The 23,643-nt window shown below is 54.5% G+C and carries 22 protein-coding genes and 2 pseudogenes; 15 read left to right on the top strand and 9 right to left on the bottom strand.

Annotated elements, in window-relative coordinates; genetic code table 11:
* Nucleotides 1-45: 45 nt before the first annotated feature.
* The 3 genes and pseudogenes from ACEWZM_RS16515 to ACEWZM_RS16505 form a co-directional block, all read left to right on the top strand.
* Nucleotides 46-1,524, top strand: a pseudogene (locus ACEWZM_RS16515) (glycine cleavage T C-terminal barrel domain-containing protein); the annotation flags it as partial.
* Nucleotides 1,525-1,637: 113 nt separating this feature from the next.
* Nucleotides 1,638-2,639, top strand: coding sequence for a mandelate racemase/muconate lactonizing enzyme family protein (locus tag ACEWZM_RS16510; RefSeq protein ID WP_414007473.1), 1,002 nt, complete (start codon nt 1,638-1,640; stop codon nt 2,637-2,639).
* 4 nt (nt 2,640-2,643) lie between these two features.
* The gene (locus ACEWZM_RS16505) at nt 2,644-3,936 is read left to right on the top strand and encodes an aspartate aminotransferase family protein (protein ID WP_414007472.1); all 1,293 of its coding nucleotides are present in this window, start codon (nt 2,644-2,646) and stop codon (nt 3,934-3,936) included.
* A 400-nt stretch (nt 3,937-4,336) separates the two neighbouring features.
* Here ACEWZM_RS16505 and ACEWZM_RS16500 read toward each other — a convergent pair whose 3' ends face one another.
* On the bottom strand, nt 4,337-4,909 hold the full coding sequence (locus ACEWZM_RS16500) for a TetR/AcrR family transcriptional regulator (protein ID WP_414007471.1): 573 nt from the start codon (nt 4,907-4,909) through the stop codon (nt 4,337-4,339).
* 76 nt (nt 4,910-4,985) lie between these two features.
* Here ACEWZM_RS16500 and ACEWZM_RS16495 point away from each other — a divergent pair, with 76 nt between their 5' ends.
* Together ACEWZM_RS16495 and ACEWZM_RS16490 are read left to right on the top strand one after the other, a co-directional pair.
* The gene (locus tag ACEWZM_RS16495) at nt 4,986-5,777 is read left to right on the top strand and encodes a crotonase/enoyl-CoA hydratase family protein (protein ID WP_414007470.1); all 792 of its coding nucleotides are present in this window, start codon (nt 4,986-4,988) and stop codon (nt 5,775-5,777) included.
* Between the two features lie 120 nt (nt 5,778-5,897).
* Complete coding sequence (locus ACEWZM_RS16490) at nt 5,898-6,269, top strand: DUF1353 domain-containing protein (protein ID WP_414007469.1); 372 nt, start codon at nt 5,898-5,900, stop codon at nt 6,267-6,269.
* Nucleotides 6,270-6,361: 92 nt separating this feature from the next.
* Here the strand turns inward: ACEWZM_RS16490 and ACEWZM_RS16485 are convergent, their stop codons facing one another.
* From ACEWZM_RS16485 to ACEWZM_RS16475, 3 genes are read right to left on the bottom strand one after another with little or no spacing between them, the layout of a single operon-like run.
* Complete coding sequence (locus ACEWZM_RS16485) at nt 6,362-7,693, bottom strand: ferredoxin reductase family protein (RefSeq protein ID WP_414007468.1); 1,332 nt, start codon at nt 7,691-7,693, stop codon at nt 6,362-6,364.
* Nucleotides 7,690-8,211 (bottom strand): helix-turn-helix transcriptional regulator, encoded by a 522-nt coding sequence (locus ACEWZM_RS16480; protein ID WP_414007467.1) that lies wholly within the window; start codon nt 8,209-8,211, stop codon nt 7,690-7,692. The genes ACEWZM_RS16485 and ACEWZM_RS16480 overlap by 4 nt, the downstream gene beginning before the upstream one ends.
* 60 nt (nt 8,212-8,271) lie before the next feature.
* Nucleotides 8,272-8,550 (bottom strand): PepSY domain-containing protein, encoded by a 279-nt coding sequence (locus ACEWZM_RS16475; RefSeq protein ID WP_414007466.1) that lies wholly within the window; start codon nt 8,548-8,550, stop codon nt 8,272-8,274.
* 492 nt (nt 8,551-9,042) lie between these two features.
* On the opposite strand from ACEWZM_RS16475, the gene ACEWZM_RS16470 reads away from it, so the two are divergent.
* Nucleotides 9,043-10,332, top strand: a complete 1,290-nt coding sequence (locus ACEWZM_RS16470) for an MFS transporter (protein ID WP_414007465.1) — start codon at nt 9,043-9,045, stop codon at nt 10,330-10,332.
* Nucleotides 10,333-10,625: 293 nt separating this feature from the next.
* On the opposite strand, the gene ACEWZM_RS16465 is transcribed toward ACEWZM_RS16470, so the two are convergent.
* Both ACEWZM_RS16465 and ACEWZM_RS16460 read right to left on the bottom strand, forming a co-directional pair.
* Complete coding sequence (locus ACEWZM_RS16465; protein WP_414007464.1) at nt 10,626-11,294, bottom strand: acyl-homoserine-lactone synthase; 669 nt, start codon at nt 11,292-11,294, stop codon at nt 10,626-10,628.
* A gap of 61 nt (nt 11,295-11,355) precedes the next feature.
* Complete coding sequence (locus ACEWZM_RS16460; protein ID WP_414007463.1) at nt 11,356-11,679, bottom strand: helix-turn-helix transcriptional regulator; 324 nt, start codon at nt 11,677-11,679, stop codon at nt 11,356-11,358.
* Between the two features lie 413 nt (nt 11,680-12,092).
* On the opposite strand from ACEWZM_RS16460, the pseudogene ACEWZM_RS16455 reads away from it, so the two are divergent.
* Nucleotides 12,093-13,180 (top strand): annotated as a pseudogene (locus tag ACEWZM_RS16455) (IS3 family transposase).
* A 265-nt stretch (nt 13,181-13,445) separates the two neighbouring features.
* On the opposite strand, the gene ACEWZM_RS16450 reads toward ACEWZM_RS16455, so the two are convergent.
* A complete protein-coding gene (locus tag ACEWZM_RS16450; RefSeq protein WP_414007462.1) occupies nt 13,446-14,447 on the bottom strand; it encodes an AraC family transcriptional regulator in 1,002 nt (333 codons plus the stop codon).
* Nucleotides 14,448-14,554: 107 nt separating this feature from the next.
* Between ACEWZM_RS16450 and ACEWZM_RS16445 the strand changes: the two genes are divergently transcribed.
* From ACEWZM_RS16445 to ACEWZM_RS16430, 4 genes are all read left to right on the top strand, one after another.
* Nucleotides 14,555-16,141, top strand: coding sequence for a phytoene desaturase family protein (locus tag ACEWZM_RS16445; RefSeq protein ID WP_414007461.1), 1,587 nt, complete (start codon nt 14,555-14,557; stop codon nt 16,139-16,141).
* Nucleotides 16,138-16,368, top strand: a complete 231-nt coding sequence (locus ACEWZM_RS16440; RefSeq protein WP_414007460.1) for a hypothetical protein — start codon at nt 16,138-16,140, stop codon at nt 16,366-16,368. Before ACEWZM_RS16445 ends, ACEWZM_RS16440 begins: the two co-directional genes overlap by 4 nt.
* Nucleotides 16,369-16,410: 42 nt before the next feature.
* Nucleotides 16,411-17,346, top strand: a complete 936-nt coding sequence (locus ACEWZM_RS16435) for an NmrA family NAD(P)-binding protein (RefSeq protein ID WP_414007459.1) — start codon at nt 16,411-16,413, stop codon at nt 17,344-17,346.
* A 174-nt stretch (nt 17,347-17,520) separates the two neighbouring features.
* The gene (locus ACEWZM_RS16430; RefSeq protein WP_414007458.1) at nt 17,521-17,700 is read left to right on the top strand and encodes a hypothetical protein; all 180 of its coding nucleotides are present in this window, start codon (nt 17,521-17,523) and stop codon (nt 17,698-17,700) included.
* A 348-nt stretch (nt 17,701-18,048) separates the two neighbouring features.
* Here the strand turns inward: ACEWZM_RS16430 and ACEWZM_RS16425 are convergent, their stop codons facing one another.
* Complete coding sequence (locus ACEWZM_RS16425; protein WP_414007457.1) at nt 18,049-18,462, bottom strand: hypothetical protein; 414 nt, start codon at nt 18,460-18,462, stop codon at nt 18,049-18,051.
* A gap of 407 nt (nt 18,463-18,869) precedes the next feature.
* On the opposite strand from ACEWZM_RS16425, the gene ACEWZM_RS16420 reads away from it, so the two are divergent.
* The 3 genes from ACEWZM_RS16420 (at nt 18,870) to ACEWZM_RS16410 (ending at nt 21,806) form a co-directional block, all read left to right on the top strand.
* The gene (locus ACEWZM_RS16420; protein WP_414007456.1) at nt 18,870-19,688 is read left to right on the top strand and encodes a chromate resistance protein ChrB domain-containing protein; all 819 of its coding nucleotides are present in this window, start codon (nt 18,870-18,872) and stop codon (nt 19,686-19,688) included.
* A 3-nt stretch (nt 19,689-19,691) separates the two neighbouring features.
* A complete protein-coding gene (chrA, locus tag ACEWZM_RS16415) occupies nt 19,692-20,984 on the top strand; it encodes a chromate efflux transporter (protein WP_414007455.1) in 1,293 nt (430 codons plus the stop codon).
* Between the two features lie 453 nt (nt 20,985-21,437).
* Nucleotides 21,438-21,806 carry a Mom family adenine methylcarbamoylation protein gene (locus ACEWZM_RS16410; RefSeq protein ID WP_414007454.1) on the top strand — a complete coding sequence of 123 codons (369 nt, stop codon included), beginning with the start codon at nt 21,438-21,440 and terminating at the stop codon, nt 21,804-21,806.
* A gap of 169 nt (nt 21,807-21,975) precedes the next feature.
* Here the strand turns inward: ACEWZM_RS16410 and ACEWZM_RS16405 are convergent, their stop codons facing one another.
* The gene (locus tag ACEWZM_RS16405; protein ID WP_414007453.1) at nt 21,976-23,001 is read right to left on the bottom strand and encodes a LysR family transcriptional regulator; all 1,026 of its coding nucleotides are present in this window, start codon (nt 22,999-23,001) and stop codon (nt 21,976-21,978) included.
* On the opposite strand from ACEWZM_RS16405, the gene ACEWZM_RS16400 reads away from it, so the two are divergent.
* Nucleotides 22,939-23,244, top strand: coding sequence for a YciI family protein (locus ACEWZM_RS16400; RefSeq protein ID WP_414007452.1), 306 nt, complete (start codon nt 22,939-22,941; stop codon nt 23,242-23,244). The two genes, ACEWZM_RS16405 and ACEWZM_RS16400, sit on opposite strands and share 63 nt — an antisense overlap.
* Nucleotides 23,245-23,643 lie beyond the last annotated feature (399 nt).

The raw sequence follows: 23,643 nt of genomic DNA, 5'->3' as shown, positions 1-23,643 counted from the left end.
AGTGCGGCAACGGTCATGTTGGTCTCAAAACGGCATTGTGGTGGTGTCCACGGCGCGATCTCGCATCCGCCCGATGGCAATCCGCTGATCGGCCCCGCACCGGGTGTGCGCAATTACTGGTGCTGTTGCGGCACCCAAATCGGCATTGGCTGGGGACCGGGTCTGACGCGAGAATTGGCGCAGTGGATGGTGCACGGCCCCGCTGATATTTCGATGCGCGACTATGATCCACGCCGCTTTGGCAGCTATGCGGCCAAGGACTGGCAGGTGGTGAAGGCCTGCGAAGACTACTGCCTGCGCCACGAAGTACCCTTCCCGCATTTCAACCGTCTTGCGGGACGTCCGATCAAACCCTCGCCATTACACGTGCTGCTACAAGCAAAAGGCGCTGTCCATGAAGAGGTCTACGGCTTTGAGCGCCCCCGGTGGTTTGCCCGTGATGGGGTGGCGCAAGAGGATCACTACTCTTTCCGCCGGACGGCTGTTGACGACATGGTAGCGACTGAGGTCAAGGCTGTGCGGGAAAGCGTCGGGATCATGGATGTCACCGCATTCACCAAGGTTGAGCTAGCTGGCCCCGGTGCCTACGCCCTGCTGGATAGGCTAACTGCGAACCGGATGCCGCAGAAAGTCGGGTCGATTACTCTGACACATATGTTGAACCGTGCAGGCCGGATTGAGTTGGAGACCACCATCGTTCGCATGGCCGAGGATCGGTTTTACCTGGTCTGCGCCGCCTTCTTTGAACAGCGTTTGCTGGATCATCTGGAAACGCACCGCAATGGCGTCGATGCCACCGTGACTACCCTGTCCAGCACATGGGGCGCGCTGTCGCTGAACGGACCAAAATCCCGCGATGTACTGGGCGCCTGCACCGATGCGGCCCTCGACAACGCGTCATTCCGCTGGCGCTCTGCGCAGGAGATTATTGTCGCAGGCCACAAAGTCTGGGGCTTTCGCATGTCTTATGCTGGCGAACTGGGCTGGGAATTACACATGCCCTTTGCGGCAATGGCAGACGTCTACACGGCCCTTTGGACAGCGGGACAGGCTCATGGCATCGTCGACTACGGCAGCTTTGCCATGAACGTGATGCGGATGGAAAAGGGTTTCAAGGGCGCGGGTGAGCTGACCAACGAAGTGACGCTGGCCGAGGCAGACGTTCTGCGCCTTGCGCGCACCGACAAGGCCTATCTTGGCCGCAACAAGACCTTGAACACGGATCTGCCTTGGGTCTGCGCCTACCTTGAGATTGAGCCAGATGGCGAGATTGACGGCCATGGCGGAGAGGCGGTCTTGCTACATGGCGAAGTGGTCGGATCAACCGCCTCAGTCGCCTATGGCCCCACCGTCGGCAAAATCCTCGCCTTTGCCTATATCAAACCGCAGGCCGCCGTGTCAGGAACCGCATTGGAGGTCGTCATCCACAGCAAGCCACGGCCTGCGCGCGTATTGGGCGAGCCCGCCTATGACCCGCAAAGCCTGCTGCCCAGAACAGACGCGGCGATGGAACCCGCGCAATGACAACCGCCTTGATTGAGCCAGCGAAAGTGGCGCAGCTCCGCAGGCGGTCGGACATTGCAATCACGTGCTTGAAGCCGCGGCACGTTCCCCTCACCAGCCAAGAGACGGGCCACATGGGCAAAGGTAAAACCGGCAACACGGTCGAAACGGTGGTGGTCACGGTAGAGACCGATTCAGGCATCACGGGATGGGACGAGGTCTGCCCGATCCCGCATTGCCTGCCCGCCTACGCGCGTGGTGTTGGCCCTGCTCTGACCAAACTCGCACCAATTCTGATCGGTCAGAACCCAGTGGGTGTCGAGGCCACCATGGCGCGGACCGACGCCTGGCTTCCCGGTCACGTCTATGCGAAATCCGCGCTCAACATCGCTCGGGGGGATATAACTGGTAAAGCGGCAGGCCGGCCGCTCTACCATTCGATCACCTGCGTCGCACCCGATGAAATGGCCCGAATCGCACTTGACGCACAGGCCCAAGGCATGACCCAGTTTCAAGCCGAGCTTGGCGCTTCGGGCGACTGGCAGCCGGATGTGGAGCGGCTGACCAAGGTGCGCGAAGCGGCCAGCTCAGACCCCGTCGTCTATGGTGACTGGAATTGCGAAGCGACCTCGCTCGATGCAAAACGGGTCGGACGGATCATCGCGCATCTCGACATCATGCTGGAACAACCCAGCGCTACGCTGGACGATTGCGCACGCGTGCGCTCGGCGACCGGACTGCAGATGAAACTTGACGAACTGGTCCATGACACCGGGTCTCTGTTGGAGGCCCATGGCCTTGGGATCATGGAAGTCGTGGCGCTGAAACTGTCGAAATTCGGTGGCCTTTTAACACTGCGCCGCGTCCGCGATCTGTGTCTGCAATTGGGAGCAGAAATGTGTGTCGAATGCGCTTCGGGCTCCGATGTCGCGGCCGCCGCCGCGCTGCGCCGTGCCACAGCGATGGACCCGTCCCGGATACAGAATGTCTGTGATCTATCGGCTTACGTGGCCCCACGCCTAGCTCCATCCGCCCCAAACCGGGAGCAAGGACGCATCGCCCCGCCCGATGGCCCCGGCCTTGGCATCACCAGTGACACTGACCTCCTCGGGCCACCCGACCTAATACTGGACTGACATCATGCACAGAACACACAACCAAGCCGATTGGATTGCCCGCGCCCGCGAGGTTCTGCCCGCCGCCGGTTTCGGCAATTTCGACGCAGGCGTCGTGATTGCGCGCGGTGAGGGCAGTCATGTCTGGGACGAGAATAACAATGAATACGTTGATTATCTCATTGGATCCGGCCCAATGCTGTTGGGTCACGGCCACCCCGAAGTGATGGAGGCGGTACTGGAACAATTGCCCAAGGGCATGACATTCTTCGCCAACAACGCACGCGGGATTGAGCTGGCCGAAGCCATCGTCGATGCCGTGCCCAGTTGCGAGCAGGTCCGCTTTGTCACTTCAGGGGGCGAGGCAGACATGTATGCCATCCGCTTGGCCCGCGCCTTTACCCGCAAGACCAAGATTCTGAAATTCGAGGGCGGCTACCACGGTATGAGCGCCGAAGCGCAGATGAGCCTTGCGCCAGCGCGCGCCGTGAATTTCCCCTCGGCTGTTCCGGACAGCGCAGGCATCCCAAAGGGCGTAGCCGACGAGATGCTGGTCGCGCCCTTTAACGATCTGGAGGCGGTCGCAAACCTACTAGCCGAAAACGACGACATAGCCGCCATCATCGCGGAGCCTTTGCAGCGGATCATCCCTGCAGTCTCCGGCTTTCTGCAAGGCCTGCGCGATCTGTGCGACAAACATGACGTGCTATTGATCTTCGACGAAATCGTCACCGGCTTTCGCCTCGCCTACGGAGGCGCGCAGCAACGTTATGGTGTGACGCCCGACATCTGTACACTGGGCAAGATCATCGGCGGCGGCTTTCCGTTGGCAGCCCTCGGGGCGAGCAGCGAAATTATGGCCCATTTTGACAAGGCCCGCGTCGACGCAGAGAAATGGTTGATGCAACTGGGTACGTTGTCGGGCAATCCGGTAGCCGCCGCGGCAGGCCTGAAGACAATGGAAATCCTTCGCCGCCCTGACCAGTATGACCGCTTGCGCGGCCTCGGTCAAAGCTTGATGGGCATGCAGAGCGAAGCCCTGAATAAGGTGAGTATAGACCATCAAATCTGCGGCGACCCGACCATATTTGATATCTTTTTCACCAGCAAAGACGTCAAAGACTATCGCAGTGCTGAACATCTTGACCCACAAGACAACGCGGTCTGGAACGCTATCCTGCGGGAGCACGGTATCTTCAAATCACCCGGTAAATTATATCCGTCTCTGGCCTTAACCAAAGATGACCTGCAACAGACAAAAGAAGCTTTCGGCACTGCCGCGATAGCGCTCGCAAGTAGCAAGTCGGCTAACGCATGAAAGTTGGGGGTCTAGAAACTCTGCTCGCAGAGGATGGAGAATAATAAAAGCAGCCGCTAGGCTATGTCTTCTTAGTCTTATCGGTTCGCGTTTCTGACCATCGTCGTACTCTCGGCGAATTGCGGGTTTAGGTTAGATATGCTTGACGTTTGGGTCAAAATTGCCTGACACGAAATTCTCATTTCTTGAGGTTTTCGATGTCGATTGAGGCACGGGTCCGTAACGCTCCAACGTAGCGGGATGCCAATCAGTGCAAGCACCTGTGATCAAAATAAGCGCGTCGGCGTTGCTCGGAGAGTTGCCCCTCAACAATCAATAGCCCAGCCCTGCGCAAGGTTTTCCATGCCGGACAAACTGCCGAACAATCCTTCAATAACAAAACCTTCGAGCAATGAACCGTCTAAGACTTTGCTAAAACCATTTCTTTGGCCGCAGTCCCTGCAGACTCAATATATGTTGGATCACTATGAATGAGCACCGTTGAAAATGCGCCATCCATTAGCAGAACGATATACCGTGCGAGTTCCTGCGGTTGAGAGGTGCCGCGATCCTCGAACTCCCGAGCCAACCAAGCCTCAAATTTCTTCTTATGGGCAGCACCAACCTTCATGGCCGGATGACCCGGCATATTCGCAAGCTCAGCCGCTGTGCGCAGAAAACCGCATCCTTTCCATTTTGGATGGCGGGCGGATTTGGCAAGGTTGGTGAAGATTGCCTCGACTTTCTCTGGAAGCGTGCCGTCGACCTCATCAAACCACTTCCTAAAGAGATCGAGATTGGGCTGATCCCGCGAAGCGAGATAGGCCTCGATCAGATCATCTTTGCTCTTGAAGTGATAATAAAGCGTCTTCTTGGTAAGTCCGGCTTTCGCCGATATCGCATCGACGCTGACGGCGCGAATTCCCTCAGCGTAGAACAGCCGGTTCGCTGCATCCAGAATGCGGTCTTTTGCGGGTCGGTTTTTCAATGCCATATGGATGTATACTATACAGTAAGTATACGTCAATCAAACCACGCCATATGGTTTCCAAAAGCAACGGGAGATCGACATGACTGACTTGATCAAGTTTGAGAAAAATGGCGCAATTGCTCTTCTTACATTTAATCGTCCGGAGAAGTTGAATGCGCTTAACTACGCCACCAACGACCGAATTTTGGACTTGCTCGATGAAATAGAGCGCGATCCGACACTCCGGGCTGTCATATTGACCGGCGCCGGTGAGCGGGCATTCTCTGCAGGTGGCGACATCCATGAATTCACTCAAAGCATCAAAGCCGGAGTCGACATCTCTGTGAGAGAATTTTGCAAGCGTGGCCAGACAGTGACCGCCCGGCTGGAGTCTTTTCCAAAACCGATCATTGCGGCGGTAAACGGAATTGCCTTTGGTGGCGGATGCGAAATCACCGAGGCCGTTCATCTGGCGGTCGCAAGCGAGCGGGCTGTCTTTGCAAAACCAGAAATCAATATCGGAATACCACCAACATTTGGCGGGACACAGCGATTGACCCGGCTTGCAGGCCGCAAGCGGGCACTAGAGCTCCTTTTGACCGGCGATACATTCTCAGCAGAACGAGCCCATGAAATTGGCGTGGTCAACAAAGTTGTGCCGCATGAACAGCTTCTGCCCTCGGCAATCGATCTGGCCGAGAGAATAATCCGCCATTCGCCCCTTGCAGCATCACGGATCATCGCTGCCGTGACCAGAGGTATCAATACCACGATCGATGAAGGTCTGCTGATTGAGCGCGAAATGTTCGCCAGAATGGCCGCGACAGATGATGTGCGGGAAGGGTTGGACGCCTGGATCGCGCGACGTAAACCTGAATACACAGGAACATAGTAAAACGATGGCCAGATGCTATCTAAGCTGTCCACCGGCTGGATCTGGTCATCAACGACAGCCATAGTGGTGTCCTGACGACAAATTTCACAGCTGAACGCCACATAAAAAGGCTACGAAATGAACGCTAAACCGGACACCAATTGGTATCGTAAGGGCACCTCGCGCAGTTATGCCACGACACGCGATCTAAGCTGGAGTATCGGCAAGAAAGACAGCGGCTGGCTGCTCACTATCCCGGCGGGCCGTGAATTTGAAAGCTCGGTACCTGCCTGGTTGCATTGGCTTTTTTCGCCTGACGATCCCCACTTTCTGAAATCTGCTGTAATACACGACACATTGCTGGAGGAAGGCTACCGTGTGGCCTTTGCCGACAGCCAGTGGTTTGAGGCGGCACTTAGCGTCCACGCCCCTGCCCTGCGCACCTGGGCGGCTTATTCCGCAATGCGTGCGTGCCGGTTTTGGAATTGGGCACTACGTATTCCCGAATGAAAATGGACCTGTGCCCTGCTGCACAAGCGATGCGGCACTTCACTGAAGAAAGGTTGCTTTGCAGGATTGGGCTGCGCCTAAAGTAACAACTGTCAATGCCTGCTGTTGGCGGTCACTGTATCCTGTATTCCCGATCGCTTTCCACGCTCCACCAGCCACCCGGCGAGCGATTTTAGGCCAATACCTGTCCTGAATTCGAATTCTTCATAGTGAAAGCGGCGTGGGCCGACGCCAAAGCGGCGAAGACCATCTTGCAATGAATTGCGCAGCGAAACCGGGCCACAAACGGATACCTTTGCTTGCGAAAGGTCGCAGGTGGAAACCTCGGAAATAGCGTCTGCCGAAAGCCGCCTGTTCTCACTTGAAAACATTAGATGAAGATTGAGATTGGCTTTTGACGTCGCCAATGCCTCCAATTTATCAAGGTGCGGCGCGTCCTTGCGCGACTTCGCACAATAGAAGAAATCGACCGGGGCGTGATCCACGTCAAGCGCCTGTGCCCAAGTGAGGAAGGGCGTAACCCCGATGCCCCCGGCGATCCAGACCTCTGGGCTCTTACCGGAAAAACGAAAGCGCCCAAATGGCCCTTGGATACGAACATCACATCCAACCTCCAGGGACGCCCCGAGCCGTGTCGTAAAGTCACCGAGTGGCTTTACAGTCACCCCGAGAGATCCGTCGTTGGTGATTTTCGAGAAACTGAACGGATGCGGTTCGCTGATCCTGCTATCAGCAAAACGCAAGACCCCAAACTGCCCAGGGTTCGCCTTCAGCGGCTTGCCGACAGGTGTCAAGGTGATGGCCAGTGCCCCACCCGTTTCTTCGAGTTCTGTAACCGAGTATCTTGTTGATGGTCTGAGATGGTCCGGCAGAAGCATCCAGATGTAAGCAGCAAGACCTGCAATACAAAATGCACCCGTATAGAGCCCAGCCGGATCGCTCATCGCAAATGGCTTCATGATAAAAAAGAAGTGAAACGAGCCAGCCGCGAACAGAGCGCCCATGGCCTTATGCGTCCATTTCCAAAGGTGATAGGGAACAAAGGTGGCAACCGATAGAACGACGAGGATCAGGAGGCCGTACAGGCTGATCTCACCCAATGTTTCTGCAATCTCATTGAGTGCCGTTTCTCGCCCCAACCCGCGCATCTCTGCATCAATCGTGTCATGAAGCAAAATCGCGGCCATCGCAGAAACACCCGCCCATTTATGCAGCACATAGATGCGATCCAGCCCACCAAAGATAAGCTCAATACCTGGCGAACGGGTCGACAGGATTTGCGCCCACGCCATCAGTATCAACGCTGCAAGCCCCAGGTATTGCGAAAAGAGGGCGATTTGATCCGGAACATTCTGGTGTGCGAAAAGCTGGAACGCCGGAAACGCGGCTGTCGCAACAATCAATAGTATTCCGAAGGGCTTCATATTCCGTCCTTAACTGTGTGGTGCGAGGCGGGGTTGATCAGGTTGTCAGCCATAAGGTCATCTAGAAAAATACTGAGCAGCTGCAGCCGCCCCGTGACATCTGCCTTTTTATAGATGGACGCGCACTGCGCCTTGATCGTTCCCTGCTTCGTATCCCGCAAATTTGCCATTTCAGCAATGGAGAACCCTTTAATAGCCAATATCGCGACTTCTCTTTCGGCGCTCGTCAGTGACCAAGAGGAAAAACGCGTCTCCATTACATCGTTAAATGCCCCGGAGGCTACTTTGATCTGATCTTCCAGCTTGTCTTGCCGCATCAGGATTTGACGGAGCTCGTTGCCTGTAAAGGCCAAGCCAAAAAACAATGCGATTGTCACGAGGGCTTCGAGCGTATCGCTGTCAGCGAAACGATTGATGGATGAGGGCCAAAGCAGATCCCATGTCGTATCCAGAAGGAAGTACGCACAGCAGATCCCCTGAAGCGCAAGGAGTGACCACAGAATAGCTGCTCGGGACATGTTTGATCCTTTGAACCAGGTTTAGTGCGCCCTGTTTTTAAAGGGCGCACCACCGATTGTTTAGCCTTCATCCTCATCGTCGTCATCTTCGTTGACCGCGAGAACCATGCCAGTTTCCGACGAGACTTCGATTTCGAACGATTGACCTGCAATATCAGCCTCCACTTCGATCTCTCCATCTTCGGTTTCCACTTCTGATATTGTGTACCCTTGAGCTTCAAGAGTGGCACGAATAGCGGTCTCTGACACGCCAATTTCGTCGCCGATATTGATCTCCGCGAACGCTACTCCCGGTACCGCCAATGTCGCGACGAGAGCCAGTTTTCCCAGTTTGATCATGTTGAAGTCCTTTCTGTGAGATTGACACCGCAATGTCGCGGTTGCCTTAATCTGGAAGCTTTTGACGGCGGCCGAAATTGAACTTCCGGGAGACAGACTGCGGCATAAGCCAAAGGTTTATGAGATGTGGGGACGACTTGCTGCAGTTTGTGCGCACCTCAGCATGCATTAAGTTGGGCTTGAACTTGCCATGCTGCGGTACATCGGGTGGATTGCGTCAATCGGGCATTTTACAGGGCCACCAAATGACTGCAAGTTATCCAAAGCAGGCATTCATGCTGTCCGCGGTCATCTCTATGCCGAATCTCCTAAGCCTCGGCCAGTTCTTACCGTTCAGTGAAACCCCCAGCCTGGGGTGACGCTCCAACGGCCGTTACGCCGACAACAAAGGCATTTGTCCGCTTGAATCAATGGCGGCATGTATACACTCAGCATAGGTTTTGACTGACCTTAGATGTTGCGCACGGTGGCAGTAATGTCGATGTTGCAGGCATGGCAACCGAAATAGAGTTTTCCTTTGCAGCGCTAACCAGCTCGGCACGACGGCATATTCGGGTGTTTCAGATACACCAGTTTCTTGACCGTTTTGCGATGGGCCTGACGGTTGCCGTTGTCGCTCTGGCGCTGACTGACCGAGGTATGGATCTCTTTCAGATTTCGCTTCTCTTCGGGGTCTACTCGCTCACGACGATGGCGATGGAACTGCCCTTCGGCGGCTTGGCAGACAGCATTGGCCGTAAGCCCGTCTTTCTTACGGCAACCGTTGCCAGTTTGATTTCGCTAGCACTCTTTCTCTCAACAAGTGACTTCTATGTTCTAGCACTGTCATTTGCATGCATCGGATTTGGACGGGCGCTTCGGTCGGGCACGCTTGATGCGTGGTTTGTCGAAACTTTCAAAGCCGCCGCGCCGAATGTAGATATCCAGCCCGCACTTGCTAAAGCGCAATGGGCCAATGCCATGGGATTGGCTATCGGTGCTGTTCTGGGTGGTTTTATGCCAGATGCTTTAGGCGTAGTCGCGAAAAATCTCGGGTTCAGCATCTATGATGTATCCTATGCAGCAAGTTTTGGTGTGATGCTGGGCGTGTTTGTTTTTACGCTGTTGGCCATCGTTGAAAAGCCACGTCCGAAGAATGGCAATGCTCTCAGGAAAGGGTTCGCAAACGTACCAATGGTGACAAGAGACGCAAGCCTTCTCGCCTTTGAACACCCCGCGCTGTCGATGCTTCTGGGATCACTGGCGTTCTTTCTCATGGCGACCAACCCTGTTGAAGTAATCTGGCCGACCCAAGCAAAGCCCATGTTGGATGAGGACTACGCAAATACCGTGATTGGTGTTGTGACTGCGACTTATTTCTTCTCTATCGCTTTCGGCGCATCTTTGTCTTCGTACATCAACCGTATCTTCAAGCGGCGGCACGCAGTGACGCTCGCGACCACATTTGCCTGCTTGGCAGTTGCTCAGATCGCACTGGCATTGCAAGGCAGCATCATCGGCTTTGTGGCGGTTTTCATCCTGTATTCTGTGATCCTTGGTGTCAGCGAGACGCCAGCCAGCGCTATTCTTCATCGCTGCGTTGGCGATAGTCAGCGATCGACCATGCTGTCGCTGAGATCGTTGATACAGCAGTTGGGTGCCGCATTGGGCCTAGTGCTTGTCGGAGCCGTCGCCGAAACATACTCCACACCTATCGCGTGGATTTTGGGGGCTGTTTTTCTCTTCTTGGCGATGACACTGGCCTTGGTGTTGGCCAAACGTCTCGCCCCAGAATCTGAATAACTGACGATTATGCAATGTGCAGTATTCGCCGAAATAGATTCCTCGGAGTGGTGTGGCGCCACGATTTTGAGCGAGTATGTCAACTTTGGTGCAAGCAACTTGCCCGCCGTGACTTGAAGATAGCGCACAATCCGGCAAGGCATTTTATAGAAAGAGGTTATTCGTTATTTTTCAAAGTATTAAGAATTCACCACCCCCAGCAAGGCCGCTTCAAACCTGAAAGCGATTTTGGGCGACCCGGCGCTGAGCCGGGTCGCGCCAAGTTAGCGAACATTCACGCCCGTACTGGTCAACTATGCGGCTCCTGATAGCTCTAGTTCTTGGGCATGATCTAGCGCCAATGGCGGCGCGTACTGTCGAAACAAATCGTCATTCACCATCGGATCGCAGCCCATAACAAACGCAAAGTATTCGCGCTGATCATCTTCGCAGAGGTAGCGGTTCGGCTGCCTTTGGACCTGATAGCCAAATCGCCTCAACAGGACCCCCAATGCACGCGATGACAACGACAGCAGCTTCTTGGCTCCAAGACTACGCGCGCCCGAGCATAGGCCAGCAACAATTAGTTTGGTTTCGATACAATGAGAGGATGTATAGGCCAGCGCCTCATCCGTAGCAAATCTGGTGCATTCCCAAGCAGAATTGTCACTCGGGTAGACGTCCATCAGGCCACCCGGTATACCGTCTAACTTTCCATCGGCGGCATCTTTCAGCATATAGCTCCATCGCCCGTCGACAGCGCCACAAGATAGCGCCCGTGCCCCGGCTACCACTTGGCCGTTCCTGGTCACTATTGAATACAACGCTCCCGGTCTATCATATTGGTCGCGCTCCAGCCCGCCTTGGTGCTTCAAGCTCCAGCCCAATTCATCAACAAACTTGCGCTTCCTGAGCGCAAGAAATCCTTCAAAGACCTGCCGGTACTTTGCACTTTGACCAAACGAAAAAACATGTAGCTGCATGGCGTTCTCCTAGTTGAAACGCCATGTTCATGCGGTCGGTGCTTTTGTGAATCGATTAGACCTAAATCAGACCAAATTTTATCACTAGTGATATGAGTTGCGCCGTGGAGCTGGCTTCGACCGCCTGCATAGGCGCTTGCCGTCGCTGGCGAACGGTGACGAGCTTGATACCCAGCCACTCCGCTATTTCTCGGTCCTGATAGCCCGCACACATCAGCCGTAACACTTCTTTCGATTTCTCTTTGATGGTGTAGCGGCGAGATTCACGGTGGTGAATGGCGTGGATTGCATAGAGCGCGGCCTTTGCGATCCTCCGCTCTTGCTCGCACCACTCAGGACCCGAACAGCTAACAATTGAAATCTGACCATCTACTTGGACAGACAAAGTGTTCCCCCTCTCCAAGCCATGGCGGGAGGCGCCATCAAAGAACTTGTTGGAAGCTGGATAGTTGTTAGGAGACACTTCATATTGCAGTAGCCGGAAGAGGCCGGAGGAATCCGGATCAACCCGGATGAGGCATAAAAAATCAGGCCTTCAAGACTGTACGAAGAGGGCCTACCAAGTTGGCGCTTGTCTTGCACAACATGAAAACCGAGTGGATCACGGTCGGACATCAAAAACCAAGACAGCTCGAGTTGCAGATTATTCGGGTCCACCTGCCCCAGTATTGCCTGGGCTAAGCGCATATAGTGGGCTCCACAAAGTGTGACCAGCGACCGAGCGCAGACCTTCTGACATGCTCCCCTGAAAAGTCCGCGATTTGAAGTTAGCCTGTTCTCCAAGCGAGGAGACAGGCGATGCGGAAAAGCCGTTTCAGCGAAGAGCAGATCATTGGCATCCTTAAGGAGCACCAAGCCGGAATGGGGGCGAAGGAACTGTGCCGCAAGCACGGCATCAGCGATAGCACTTTCTACAAATGGCGTTCGAAGTATGGCGGCATGGAAGTGTCCGAGGCCAAGCGGCTGAAGGCTCTGGCGGTCGAGAACGCCAAGCTCAGGAAGATGTTGGCCGAGCAGATGCTTGATGTGGCAACGCTGAAAGAGATCCGGTGTAAGGCGGAGAGCCGTGGACTGGGCCATGACAGAGAAGAACGACAACCAGCGGCGGGCCTGTGCCCTGGCCGGGATCGATCCGCGCGTCTATCGGCGTGGATCAACCAGGCCTGCGGACGCCGAGTTGCGAGAGAGGCTGAGGGAGGTGTCCAGCGAACGGCGGCGCTTCGGCTATCGTCGGCTGCACCTGCTGCTCGGCCGCGAGGGCTGGCAGGTGAACTGGAAGAAGCCCTACCGGATCTACCGCGAAGAGGGGCTGAGCCTGCGCAAGCGCGGCGGGCGAAACCGCGCCATTGGGACGCGTGCGCCCATGGCGATCCCGCAAGGGCCGAACCAGAGATGGTCGCTGGACTTCGTCTCGGACAGTTTGTCTGATGGCCGCCGTTTCCGGGTGCTCTGCGTCATTGACGACTTCAGTCGGGACTGCCTGGCTGCGGTCGTGGACACCTCACTTCTCCGGCCAGCGGGTTGCCCGTGAGCTCGACAATATCGCTCGAACGCGTGGCTATCCCTGCATGGTGGTCAGCGATAATGGGACCGAACTGACGTCGAATGCCATTCTAAAATGGCAGGAAGATCGGAAGGTGGAGTGGCATTACATCGCGCCAGGCAAGCCAATGCAGAACGGCTTTGTAGAAAGCGTCAACGGCCGCCTCCGGGACGCGTGCCTCAACGAGCACTTGTTCGCCAACCTGCGCCACGCCCGAGAGCTGATCGCGGCCTGGCGTGACGATGACAATCACCATCGCCCACATACGAGCCTCGACGGGCTCACCCCGTGGGAGTATCATCAACGGTCAGTAGAGGACCAAACCCTGAACAGAGCGAACTAATAACCGAGGACGCTGCGGGCAGCACGTCACTTCGTTCCTGCTAAAGCTAAGGTCGGCTGTGAGCCCAAAATGCCAGATGCTGCCGTTTGCACAAACAACAGCGATGCGCCGGAAGCTGGCATTGCTTTTTTGAGGACGATCCAAAGCCGCCGATGATCATGGGTCAAAAAATACTACGCTGCTGGTCATCTAACCGGACTTTGGCATCTTTTGCATGACATGGCTTTTTTAGGAACCACTTAAGTGGGAAAGGATCAAACGCGGCTCAGCCCGCGACGATTGAAACGGGATCGTTCTGATTCTTTGTTGCCGAATTCAAAAGGCCAAATCGTTTCCTAAAGCTTCCGGGGGTTGTTTCGAAAGCCTTCAGGAAGTGCTTTCTCAAGTGTTGGCCATCGACATAGCCAACCTCCCTCGCAATTGTTTCTACGTTTTGGTGAGTAGCCTTCAGCTTTGATGCGGCCAGCGTCAGCCTATGTTGATGCAGGTAGTTCATCGGCGTCTCATTCAGCGTCTTCTTGAAGCGCTTGGCAAAGGCCGTGCGCGACAAGCAGGCTTCTTGCGCCATTAAATCGATGGTCCATCTCATCTGCGGTTTTTCATGCAGAGCGATAAGAACATTCTGCAAATACGGGTCTTTGATCGCCGCAAGCAGGCCGGAACTATAGTCCGTTTGTATCACATGGGCGCGTATCTGGCTGACCAACAAGGCCTCGCTGATGTGGCTCTTGATCGCATATTCCCCCGGTCGCGTGTTGCTGCCTTCTTGGGCGATGGTGGACAAGGCCGAACGTATCATATGAAACTCTTCGCTTTCCCCTTTTCGCAGCACCCAATAATCCGGCAGCGCGTTGAAAAGACCTGTGCGGCTTTGTTCTTCGATCTCGAAGATCAGGCTCAATAGGCGAGCCTTATCTCCGCCGCCGCCCCAAGTTGTTTGGGAAAACGCGCCAGGGGGATATTGATCAAAGCCAACAAAGGCAATGTCGTCCGAATTCCAAACATCCGCGACAGGGCGGATTTCGACCCCGAGCTCTGAGCTGATCGACATGCGCCCGCCGCGCGGAAAAATGAATGAATCCCCCGTTTTAAGTTCGATTGGCTCTGCGCCCTCAGGCGTGATCCAGCAGCTGTTCTCAATCACCGTAAAACTAAAGCCGAAATCAACCCCCTCAGAGCTGAACCCCCAAGGTGCCGACAGGTTGTAAGTCCCGATCAGCATGTTCTTAATTTTGAGCGTTAAAAGCGTTTCGCTGAGAAGATCCAATGCGCCCTCCGTGTACGATTATACCCCAAATGGGCTCTGTTTGATGCTTACTAGCACTCTATGCCCGTGATTTACAGTGTCCGGAGAAATTTGGGAGGAGTATCGAAATGAGCCAGTACGATATTGTCGTCATGGGCGCCGGTCACAATGGATTGGCTGCCGCCGCCTATATGGCGAAAGCTGGGAAGAAGGTCATCGTGCTGGAACGCCAGCCGTTCTTTGGTGGCGGCGTTGTCACGCGCGAGATTATGACACCGGGTTTTTTCAACGACGAACATTCCGCGACACACGTCATGATCCTTGCCAATCCGATGATCCAAGATGATGAACTGGGGCTTCAGTCAAAGTTCGGACTGGATTATCACATTGGCGATCGCAGTGTGATCAGTGTTTGGGATGACGGCACGACACTGTCCACTTGGAAAGACCTTGATAAGACCTGCGAAGAGATAGCCAAGTTTTCGTCCAAAGACGCCGAAACATATCGCCAATTCATTGGCGTGGGACAAAAGGTTCTACCAATGATGATGGCCGGGCTTGCAACACCGCCGACACCACTTGGCGCGTTTGTTGCGATGATGGATCAATCGGATGAAGGTCGCTTTATGTTCGATATGATGCAGCGCAGTGCGCGCTTCATCATTGAGGAAAAATTCGAAAACGAAATGGTCAGACTACACCTGCTTCGCGGTATGGCCGAGGCTCTGATCAATCCCGACGAGTTGGGAACAGGCGTCGCGGCTTTGTTGACGAACGCTGTGCTGCACACCTACGGCGGCGGATCGCCCGATGGCGGATCAGGCAAGCTGTCAGAAGCTTTGGTCGCCTGTATTGAACATTACGGTGGCGAAGTACGTTGCAGTGCTGAGGTGTCACGCGTGGTCGTCTCATCTGGCAAAGCGACCGGGCTAGAGCTGACAGCCGGTGAAACGTTCATGGCCAAGGATGGTGTGATCGGCGCCATCCATCCGCATGTTTTGGAAAAATTCGTAGACGGCGTGCCTGCGCCGGTCCTTCACCGCGCCAAACGCGTGACCACGACTGAGATGTCGGTGAATATGATCCACCTAAACCTGAAGTCGCAGGCGACCTTGAAAGCCGGCAAAGAACATCACGCCCACGCAATGGAGCTGATGGATTTCTACACAGTGCGCGACATGTGCCTGGAATTTGACAAGGTACATCGCGGTATTCCGACGCCGCGTTTGATCGGCGGATTTGATGCGACACGGACGGATCCAAGCAGAGCGCCTGAGGGTTGCGGTGTCTTCTACGGCGTGCATTTGGTGCCCGCAGAGCTGCATGACGGCGGACTTGAAGGCTGGGACGCGCGCAAAGAGGACGTCGCTGATGCCGCGCTCGCGCAGTATCGCAAGTTCTTTGATGGTTTGGAGGACGATAATATCGTCGCGCGCCATATTGCATCGCCAATGGATCACCAGCGTTATAGCCCGAGCAGCTACCTAAACGGTGATATCCATGGGGCCGCCGCCCCGTTCTATCAAACAATGGGCCATCGTCCGACGCCTGACCTTAGCAACTACCGGGTTCCGAATGTTGAGGGCCTTTACCTTGTTGGCCCGGCCATGCACCCCGGTGGCGGTGTCACAGGCGGCGGGCGCGCGACGGCGCTGCAAATGATGGACGATTTGGACATCGATTACGCGGCGGTCTTTGCTGAGGACGTTAAATGAGCAAGGCCAAAGAAAAGAAAAAAGTGATGGTCTATGATGGTCAGAGCAAAGAGCTTATGACCATCAAGTCCCTAAGCCGTGACAAAAACGATCTGGTGATCACAGGGAACATCTTTGGGTCGATGCCCATGAAAGCGCGCATCAAACCCCAGGAGGCACGCACCGCTTTGAAACTGCTAGATTTCAAAACGTTCCTGTTTCTATTGACCCTTCTCTTTCGTCGCTGAAGAGCCTTCATTGACCTTCACCATATGAACTGGAATGACTCCATGACTCATAACCGCAAACCCATCCCAAAGAGCATACTCATTTTTGGCGCCGCCAATCATATCGGCCGCCCAATGGCCGAATATATTGCCAAGACAGCGCCACAAGTTCAGCTGTGTCTAGTATCGAGCAATGAAGACCGGGCCGAAGCTTTGAAGAAAGACTTCCCCAAAGCCGACATCGTTGTCGCCGATTACTACGATCTGCCCTCAATGGAAGCTGCTTTGGATGGGATCGAAGGCGTCTATATGTCTTCACCAATCACAGTTGATCCCAAGCGCTCCATGAACAACTTTGTGGCGGCCGCCAAGAAAAGCGGAACCCTTGTTCACATGGTGCGCCAGATCGCGATCATGCCGGAATACAACAAACGGCTGAATCCACGAGAATTGCCCGCCCGTCCCGGTGTTGATCCAACGCCGGATTATAAAATTAAGGAAATCTTGGACGACAGCTTGCTGCCTGTGACCTACATCAACTTTGGTGGCAGCTTCATGGATAACTTCTTGAAAGTGACCAAGATCGGCATTCGGCGCGAACGCAAACTGATCTGGCATGGCCGCAAAGTGCCCTATGTCGACCCCCGCGAAATTGCCGAAGTTGTCGCCAACTTGCTGCTGTCAGACAATCACCGCCATATCGGTTGCACGCATACGATTAACAACGGCCATGACAACCACACAGCTGAAGGCGTTGCCAAAGTGATGAGCGAAGCCTTTGGCGAAACGATCACCTTTGAAGGATCACGCGATGCCTTCCTTGAAAACTACAGCTCAGTCTTCGGACCGGTCGCACCTGGCATCTGGGCCTTCTTTGAATATGAAAGCGAATATGAAGTTGGCTGGGCGCTGAATGACTTTGCCGAAACCATGCTGGGGCGGAAGCCGAAAACGCTGCATGATTGGTTCGTAGAGCATAAAGATCAAATTCTGGGATAGGCCGGGCCGAGCATGTCATAGCAACCTGTATGCATGAAAAATTGCCTTGCGTCTGACGATCTGGGCACGGCCATGAATTCACCAAATCAGTACTTCTGTTTGAGAAAAACAATTTTTGGATTTCTCAAAACATGCCCAACCTCAATATCATTTGTAAAACCTGGGCGGACATAAATGAATTCGATAAAAGCACTCGGTGCAGCAGCGCTTGCACTGACAGCATCACTTGTACCCGCACATACCGAAACCCTTGTGTTCGCAAGCACCAACCCAGAGCCTGTAGCACTCAACTGCGGTGGAAATCACAAAGGGCGACGGCTTTGTCCGCGTCTGGGCCGTTCGACCCTGATTTGAGGCTGCTCTTGCGGCGAAGGGCGGCTTTCCCTGTACGCATGCGGCATCGCCCCTTAGTCATGCCGCCAGATCTCGCGACTTTGCAAAGGGTGCTTTCTGCGCGTCACTGACATCCATGCCAGGCGCAGCATTGTCCTGAAAAGAGAAGCAAACCTGAAGGTCCGCTAACGGGAAGTTTGGCCAGATTATTCGCGCCCGCAGCAGAGCATTCGCTGCGCCGTGAATGAATGTCTTGTTTGTGCTGACAGCCGCCCTCAGGCATGTAAAACTGAATACGATCGCGCTGCCGCCGCACTGCCGCAAGGCAGCTTTGAGCCCAATATGACCGATGCTGCAGCACGTCCAATGTCAGCTTAAGCGATTATCCTGCAAAATTACCGCATCAAATATTGAGAACACCTGCTGAACTAAAGGTGTGCCAACCAGCTCTTCACGGCTCATCGCTGATGCAATAAGTTCGCTAGACGCGACTGGCCGGTCGTTTGCATTGATCACTGACACGCCGGGAACGCCATCGTTCTCAAAGTGGACTAAGGAGATCGCGCATCGATCATTTTTGGTGGCTCCTTCCCCCCAAGCTCCATAGATTAAATCGAAATTTGCAGGGTGGTCTTCAATTGACTTACCAACAGTCCATTGAACGAAGTAACTTGCGACTGTGCCTCCACCTTCTTCATGGACCCAGCCCCAAACAGTTCGAGTTTGATTGCCGCAGCAATCGCAAATGCCGGCACCTTCTTCTATTGGTTCGACATCAAACATTAGCACAGCCTTCTTGTCTTTCATCTGAACTGAGCAGAAAGCAGACGGTTAGTCCGGAATCGGAAATGGGAGCTCCTCCGCATAGCTGCCGATCGAATCCGCCAGTGTCCTGCGCTTGCAGCATAGCGATCGTCTCGGGCTGTGCGAGTGTCCGCTTTGAGCTGGCTGCTGTCATCTGGCTGCTGGGAAATGGTGCGCAATCGCTGCGACCCTGTCGCCGCACGGCCGTATGTCGGCTGTGGGCCTATACTTCAAAACCTCTGCGATACAGCCGAAGGCTGCTCTTGGATTTGACACCGGAGACGATGGTATTTAGAAAAGGTGTTCAGGGGTAAGCAAGAACCTCGTGAGGCGCTGGCCCAATCTTGCATCCTTCCAGTCTTTTTACTTCTTATGGAGGATGCTTTATGGCGTCGTATGATGAAATCACCGTATCTGCCCTGGCTCGATTGATCGGAACCCCCGATTGTCCAACTGTTCTCGATGTGCGTACTGACGAAGATTTTGACGATGATCCAAGACTTGTTCCCGGAGCCTATCGCAAGTCATTTGAGGATGTTCTTGATCTGGCTGAAGAGCTTCGGGGCCGGTCAGTTGTGGTCTATTGCCAAAAAGGTCTGAAGATCAGTCAGGGCGCGGCGGCGTTGTTACGCACCGCCGGGGTTCAGGCGGAAGTTCTCGAAGGTGGGCAGTTCGCCTGGAGAGATGCGAAACTCCCGATGGTAACTACGAACAGGTTGCCACCACTGGATATTTCAGGTCGTTCGGTGTGGGTGACGCGCCATCGCCCGAAGATCGACCGGATTGCCTGCCCGTGGCTCATACGTCGCTTCATTGATCCAAAGGCGCAAATCCTCTTCGTGGCGGCATCACAAGTGACCAATGTGGCGGAGCGCTTCAGCGCGACCCCCTTCGACATTGAGGATGTGTTTTGGAGCCATCGCGGCGAGACCTGTACCTTCGATACAATGATCGAAGAGTTTGGCATCAGGCATGACGCCCTGACGCGGCTTGCCGCCATCGTTCGGGGAGCCGACACCAACAGACATGATCTTGCACCGGAAACAGCTGGTCTTTTGGCCGCGTCTTTAGGGCTATCGCGCATGTTCCGTAATGACCTAGATCAGCTTGAGGCTGGCATGTTGCTTTACGATGCCTTCTACCGTTGGGCGCGCGACGCGACAAATGAGGGGCATGACTGGCCCGCTGCAAAGGCAAAGTCTTAAGTCATGAGCAATACGAACAACGCCGAGGCGGAAATGGCTCCGTCTCTCGCCGATTCTACACGCGTTTGGTGGAAAATCGGCATCTTGTCTTTTGGTGGGCCTGCCGCCCAGATCGCGCTGATGCACAAAGAGGTGGTAGACGACCGCAAGTGGTTGTCTGAACAACAGTTTCTCAACGCGCTGAGCTTTTGCATGCTGCTGCCGGGACCAGAAGCCATGCAGCTTGCGACCTATACAGGTTGGCGGCTTCACGGCACGATTGGTGGTCTGATTGCCGGATTGCTTTTTGTGATCCCTGGCGCACTCGTGATCATGTCGCTTGCGGTGATCTACAGCATTTTTGGGAATGTGCCGCTGGTCGAAGCGCTGTTCTACGGGATCAAGGCCGCAGTTCTGGTGATCGTTGTTGAGGCGCTTCTACGGGTCGCGAAAAAAGCGCTTGCTCAGAGGCAGGATTGGATCATCGCGGGGGCTGCCTTTGTCGGTATATTTTTCCTAGCGATCCCCTACCCGTTGATCGTCCTGGTGGCAGGTTTCTATGGCTGGATTACGGCAACCACGCAATTGGAGCGAAATCTCGTCGATATGACACATGTGTCGGTTCTAAAGACAGCTGGTACGGTCATATTCTGGCTCGCGGTCTGGTTGCTTCCGCTGCTTGCGCTCACTTGGGTTGGCGCGCCCGACCTGGTTGTCGAGGTCGGTATTTTCTTCAGCACTCTTGCCATCGTGACGTTTGGTGGTGCCTACGCGGTCCTTGCCTATATGGCGCAGGACGTGGTCCTGCAATTCGGCTGGTTGACAGCAGGTGAGATGATTGATGCCTTGGGTCTGGCCGAGACAACACCGGGCCCACTGATCCTTGTGACACAGTTCGTGGGCTTTCTTGCCGGGTTCGAGCGCGGAGGGCTTGGTCTTGGTATGTTCACCGCTTTGGTCGCTCTTTGGATGACTTTCACACCGTGTTTTTTGTGGATCTTCACCGGTGCCCCATACATTGAATGGATTTCAAACCAGCCTCGGTTGCAAGGCGCATTGAAGGCCATCACCGCTGCTGTCGTGGGCGTTATCCTAAACTTGTCACTCTGGTTCGGCCTGCATGTACTTTTTGGCACGGTGACCCACGTAAAACGGGGCCCGATCACGCTGTGGCTGCCTGAGTTTGCCACCATCGAATGGCTCGCGCTGTTGCTCTTCGGTCTGAGCTGTGTTCTGGCCTTTCGCCTCCATTGGGGCATCATTCGCATTCTGCTGATAGCTTCGGTTCTGGGTACCGTACTAAGACTGCTGATGTGATGGAAACAGATCCAGACATTGGAGCGGCCGCAGCAGGCGCTAAGTTCGCCCGCACAGCTGCCTTCTGATTTCTTCATTCTAACGTCGGCTATGTGCCAAAGAAGTTGGTTGCATACTCGGGAATTCAGGGTGAGCAATCTCCAATGGCAACCGTAGATTTGTATCTTCTATCTGAGGCAACCATCGTTCGGATGACGCGGGAGATACCCTTCGAACGCATACCAGTAACCGGCGAATTCCTGCGGATTGGTTCAGACGGTTTGACTCAGGTGTTGATGAGAAGACTAAATTCACCCGACGTGTGACCCGACCCCAGATGTTGAGATGAGGCGCGTCACTCCCTCTTGGACAAGCCTAAACTGTTTATGGAATGACTCTAGGTACCAAATAGGCTCTGTTGCACAAATCGCGCGAGGGATTCATCTCGTGAATCCAGCGTGGTAGCTGTGATACATGAGCAGACCCACGCACCCGGCCTACAGGACCAGGAACTGGCCAGCCTACAATGAAGCGCTCAATCCCGGCCTGCGCCTGGTGATTTCCTACGCCGCCCTTGAGGAGGGCCATCACGGCGGCATTTATCAGGCTGGCAACTGGATCTATGAGGACTGCGTTGCGTCGCACGCCTTCAAAGATGGCGACAAACTGGTCCATGGCCGCACCATGAGCCTGCGCATCAAGCGCCTTGGCATGACTTACGCCGAATACGCCAAATCGCTTGGGTTCGAACAACTCCCCCGAGTTCACCTCAAACGGAACAAATACCTGATGCCCTTGGATCGGAAAATGCGCAGGCAGATCGAGCCCTTAGCAAAAGAATAACCCGATGCCCTACCACAAGATGAAAAAGAGGTTCCGGCTTAGGCCGGGGCTCCCCCTACCCCAGCAAGAACTTCAAACCGGCCTTTGAACCAGCTTGCAGCAAACGGCAGAAACGAGCCCTCTTTGACCAATGCTGCGCCGCGCATGAATGACCGCTTTCAAGTCGCTCTCAGGCCCACGCCAGACTTATCAGCCAATCTTTGGCTGCTGTAATTGACAGTCTTGATGTTTGATCAACATGCGACAACATCCAGACTTCCCTAGTCGGGCAACTCGCGCCACCTTCTAATTCGATTGCTCGAAATCGCGGATCGCCCGAAGCAATTGCGCGTGGCAAAAGCGTCTTTCCAATCCCCTCCGCAACGGCCTGCATGCCTGTCTCTGCATCCGCAACTCTCAAATTGGCACGCTGTTCCGAAGACTTCACGGCGTTTTCGAGCCAACACGCTTGCGGCAAGTCTAAATGTGCCTCGTCATAGGTGATCCACCTCAGTTTTTCATATTGGTCTGGTGAGGTGAAACTTGCAGCGTATGCCGAGAATGATAACTCGCCCAACTTTTGCGCTTTCGTCCGCAAACCCCCACCGGATGGACGTGCAAAGCGCACCGCAAGGTCTGCCTCTCGTTTGGATAGGTCCAGGTTGCCCGAGCTCGAAACCAGTTCGACCGTAAGGTTCGGATGCAAACGTTCTAAAGCGGCAAGGTTAGGAACGAGGAATCGATTCACGATAATCGGCACCGAGCTTATCCGAACACTGCCGGTGACACGCTGTGCGTTCTCGCCTGACACTGCTCTAATCGCTAAGTTCCCCGCCTCTATAGATTCAGCGTGTGGCAGGATGTTCAGCGCAGCGTCCGTTGGTTCGTATCGTCCATTGGCACTGCGTACGAACAGCGTGGTTTCTAATGTCTGCTCAAGCTGCCTGACTCTACGGGCCACCGTCGTTTCGCTGACACCAAGTATTCGACCAGCTTGAGTGAGCTTTCCTTCTCGGTGAAGTGCCAAAAGATACTTGAGATCATTCCAATCGTGACTCTGCATTCTTGCAGAGTAGGCCGTCATTTTTATCAGGACAATCCTCGGTTTTGATGTGGCAGTTATGCTCGCAGGTAATTTTACGGAGGCCAGACAATGAAGTTCATCATTTTGTTCGAAGATGCAAAAGATGCCGATCCAGACATCCGCAAGACTCATATGACGAAGCACCTCGATTTCCTTGAGCAGAACTCGGATAAGATTGAAGCCGCGGGCCCTTTGTCAGACGCCGCAGGACAAGGACGGGACGGTCTGTGGATCGTTGAAGCAGAGACCGAGGAAGAGTTGGATCGATTGGTGCATGAAGACCCATTTTGGCCGACTGGCCTCAGGAAATCCTATTCGATCATCAAATGGAAACAAGTTTATGTGGACGGGGCGCGGTTGATTCATCCGGGCTGAGGCATCAGCGTTTGGGAGGGTGGAGCGGACATTGGCGCAAGTGCAGCGGAAGCTCGCTTCGTCCGCATTGTTGCCTTCTGGGTCACTGCCAACATGGGTCCGCAATCGCTGTGTCGGCTCGGTTCCAGCGTTCCGGCTCTTTAAATGCCCCTTTTAACACCCTTTAAAACTCTCTGCCGCCCCGCCGTTTTTTAACGGTCTGGGCGGCGAACGTTCAAGTTTGCAATGGGAAGTGTCCCGTACTGCAACGGGAAGTGTCCGAGTTTGCAAACGGAAGTGTCCCGCTACACCCGGCATTCCTGGCACTGCTCGGGGGGTGACTGCACCCGCTACAACCTGTTTTAACAGAAAAATCAAATCACTAGAATAATTCCGCCAAATAAATGTGAAAAACATTTA

This window comes from Phaeobacter cretensis (genome assembly GCF_047372505.1).
Classification (GTDB): domain Bacteria; phylum Pseudomonadota; class Alphaproteobacteria; order Rhodobacterales; family Rhodobacteraceae; genus Phaeobacter; species Phaeobacter cretensis.
This window is presented reverse-complemented; position numbering and strand designations above follow the sequence as displayed.

Excerpts from the sequence above, each read along its gene's own strand:
- ACEWZM_RS16405 (WP_414007453.1), bottom strand. The coding sequence starts at position 23,001 with ATGAGTCTTGCGGATGTCTGGATCGGCATCTTTTGCATCTTCGAACAA.
- ACEWZM_RS16505 (WP_414007472.1), top strand. The coding sequence starts at position 2,644 with ATGCACAGAACACACAACCAAGCCGATTGGATTGCCCGCGCCCGCGAG.
- ACEWZM_RS16490 (WP_414007469.1), top strand. The coding sequence starts at position 5,898 with ATGAACGCTAAACCGGACACCAATTGGTATCGTAAGGGCACCTCGCGC.
- ACEWZM_RS16485 (WP_414007468.1), bottom strand. The coding sequence starts at position 7,693 with ATGAAGCCCTTCGGAATACTATTGATTGTTGCGACAGCCGCGTTTCCG.
- ACEWZM_RS16500 (WP_414007471.1), bottom strand. The coding sequence starts at position 4,909 with ATGGCATTGAAAAACCGACCCGCAAAAGACCGCATTCTGGATGCAGCG.
- ACEWZM_RS16425 (WP_414007457.1), bottom strand. The coding sequence starts at position 18,462 with ATGTTTGATGTCGAACCAATAGAAGAAGGTGCCGGCATTTGCGATTGC.
- ACEWZM_RS16465 (WP_414007464.1), bottom strand. The coding sequence starts at position 11,294 with ATGCAGCTACATGTTTTTTCGTTTGGTCAAAGTGCAAAGTACCGGCAG.
- ACEWZM_RS16480 (WP_414007467.1), bottom strand. The coding sequence starts at position 8,211 with ATGTCCCGAGCAGCTATTCTGTGGTCACTCCTTGCGCTTCAGGGGATC.
- ACEWZM_RS16475 (WP_414007466.1), bottom strand. The coding sequence starts at position 8,550 with ATGATCAAACTGGGAAAACTGGCTCTCGTCGCGACATTGGCGGTACCG.
- ACEWZM_RS16400 (WP_414007452.1), top strand. The coding sequence starts at position 22,939 with ATGAAGTTCATCATTTTGTTCGAAGATGCAAAAGATGCCGATCCAGAC.
- ACEWZM_RS16470 (WP_414007465.1), top strand. The coding sequence starts at position 9,043 with ATGGCAACCGAAATAGAGTTTTCCTTTGCAGCGCTAACCAGCTCGGCA.
- ACEWZM_RS16445 (WP_414007461.1), top strand. The coding sequence starts at position 14,555 with ATGAGCCAGTACGATATTGTCGTCATGGGCGCCGGTCACAATGGATTG.
- ACEWZM_RS16495 (WP_414007470.1), top strand. The coding sequence starts at position 4,986 with ATGACTGACTTGATCAAGTTTGAGAAAAATGGCGCAATTGCTCTTCTT.
- ACEWZM_RS16430 (WP_414007458.1), top strand. The coding sequence starts at position 17,521 with ATGAATTCGATAAAAGCACTCGGTGCAGCAGCGCTTGCACTGACAGCA.
- ACEWZM_RS16440 (WP_414007460.1), top strand. The coding sequence starts at position 16,138 with ATGAGCAAGGCCAAAGAAAAGAAAAAAGTGATGGTCTATGATGGTCAG.
- ACEWZM_RS16410 (WP_414007454.1), top strand. The coding sequence starts at position 21,438 with ATGAGCAGACCCACGCACCCGGCCTACAGGACCAGGAACTGGCCAGCC.
- chrA (WP_414007455.1), top strand. The coding sequence starts at position 19,692 with ATGAGCAATACGAACAACGCCGAGGCGGAAATGGCTCCGTCTCTCGCC.
- ACEWZM_RS16435 (WP_414007459.1), top strand. The coding sequence starts at position 16,411 with ATGACTCATAACCGCAAACCCATCCCAAAGAGCATACTCATTTTTGGC.
- ACEWZM_RS16510 (WP_414007473.1), top strand. The coding sequence starts at position 1,638 with ATGGGCAAAGGTAAAACCGGCAACACGGTCGAAACGGTGGTGGTCACG.
- ACEWZM_RS16420 (WP_414007456.1), top strand. The coding sequence starts at position 18,870 with ATGGCGTCGTATGATGAAATCACCGTATCTGCCCTGGCTCGATTGATC.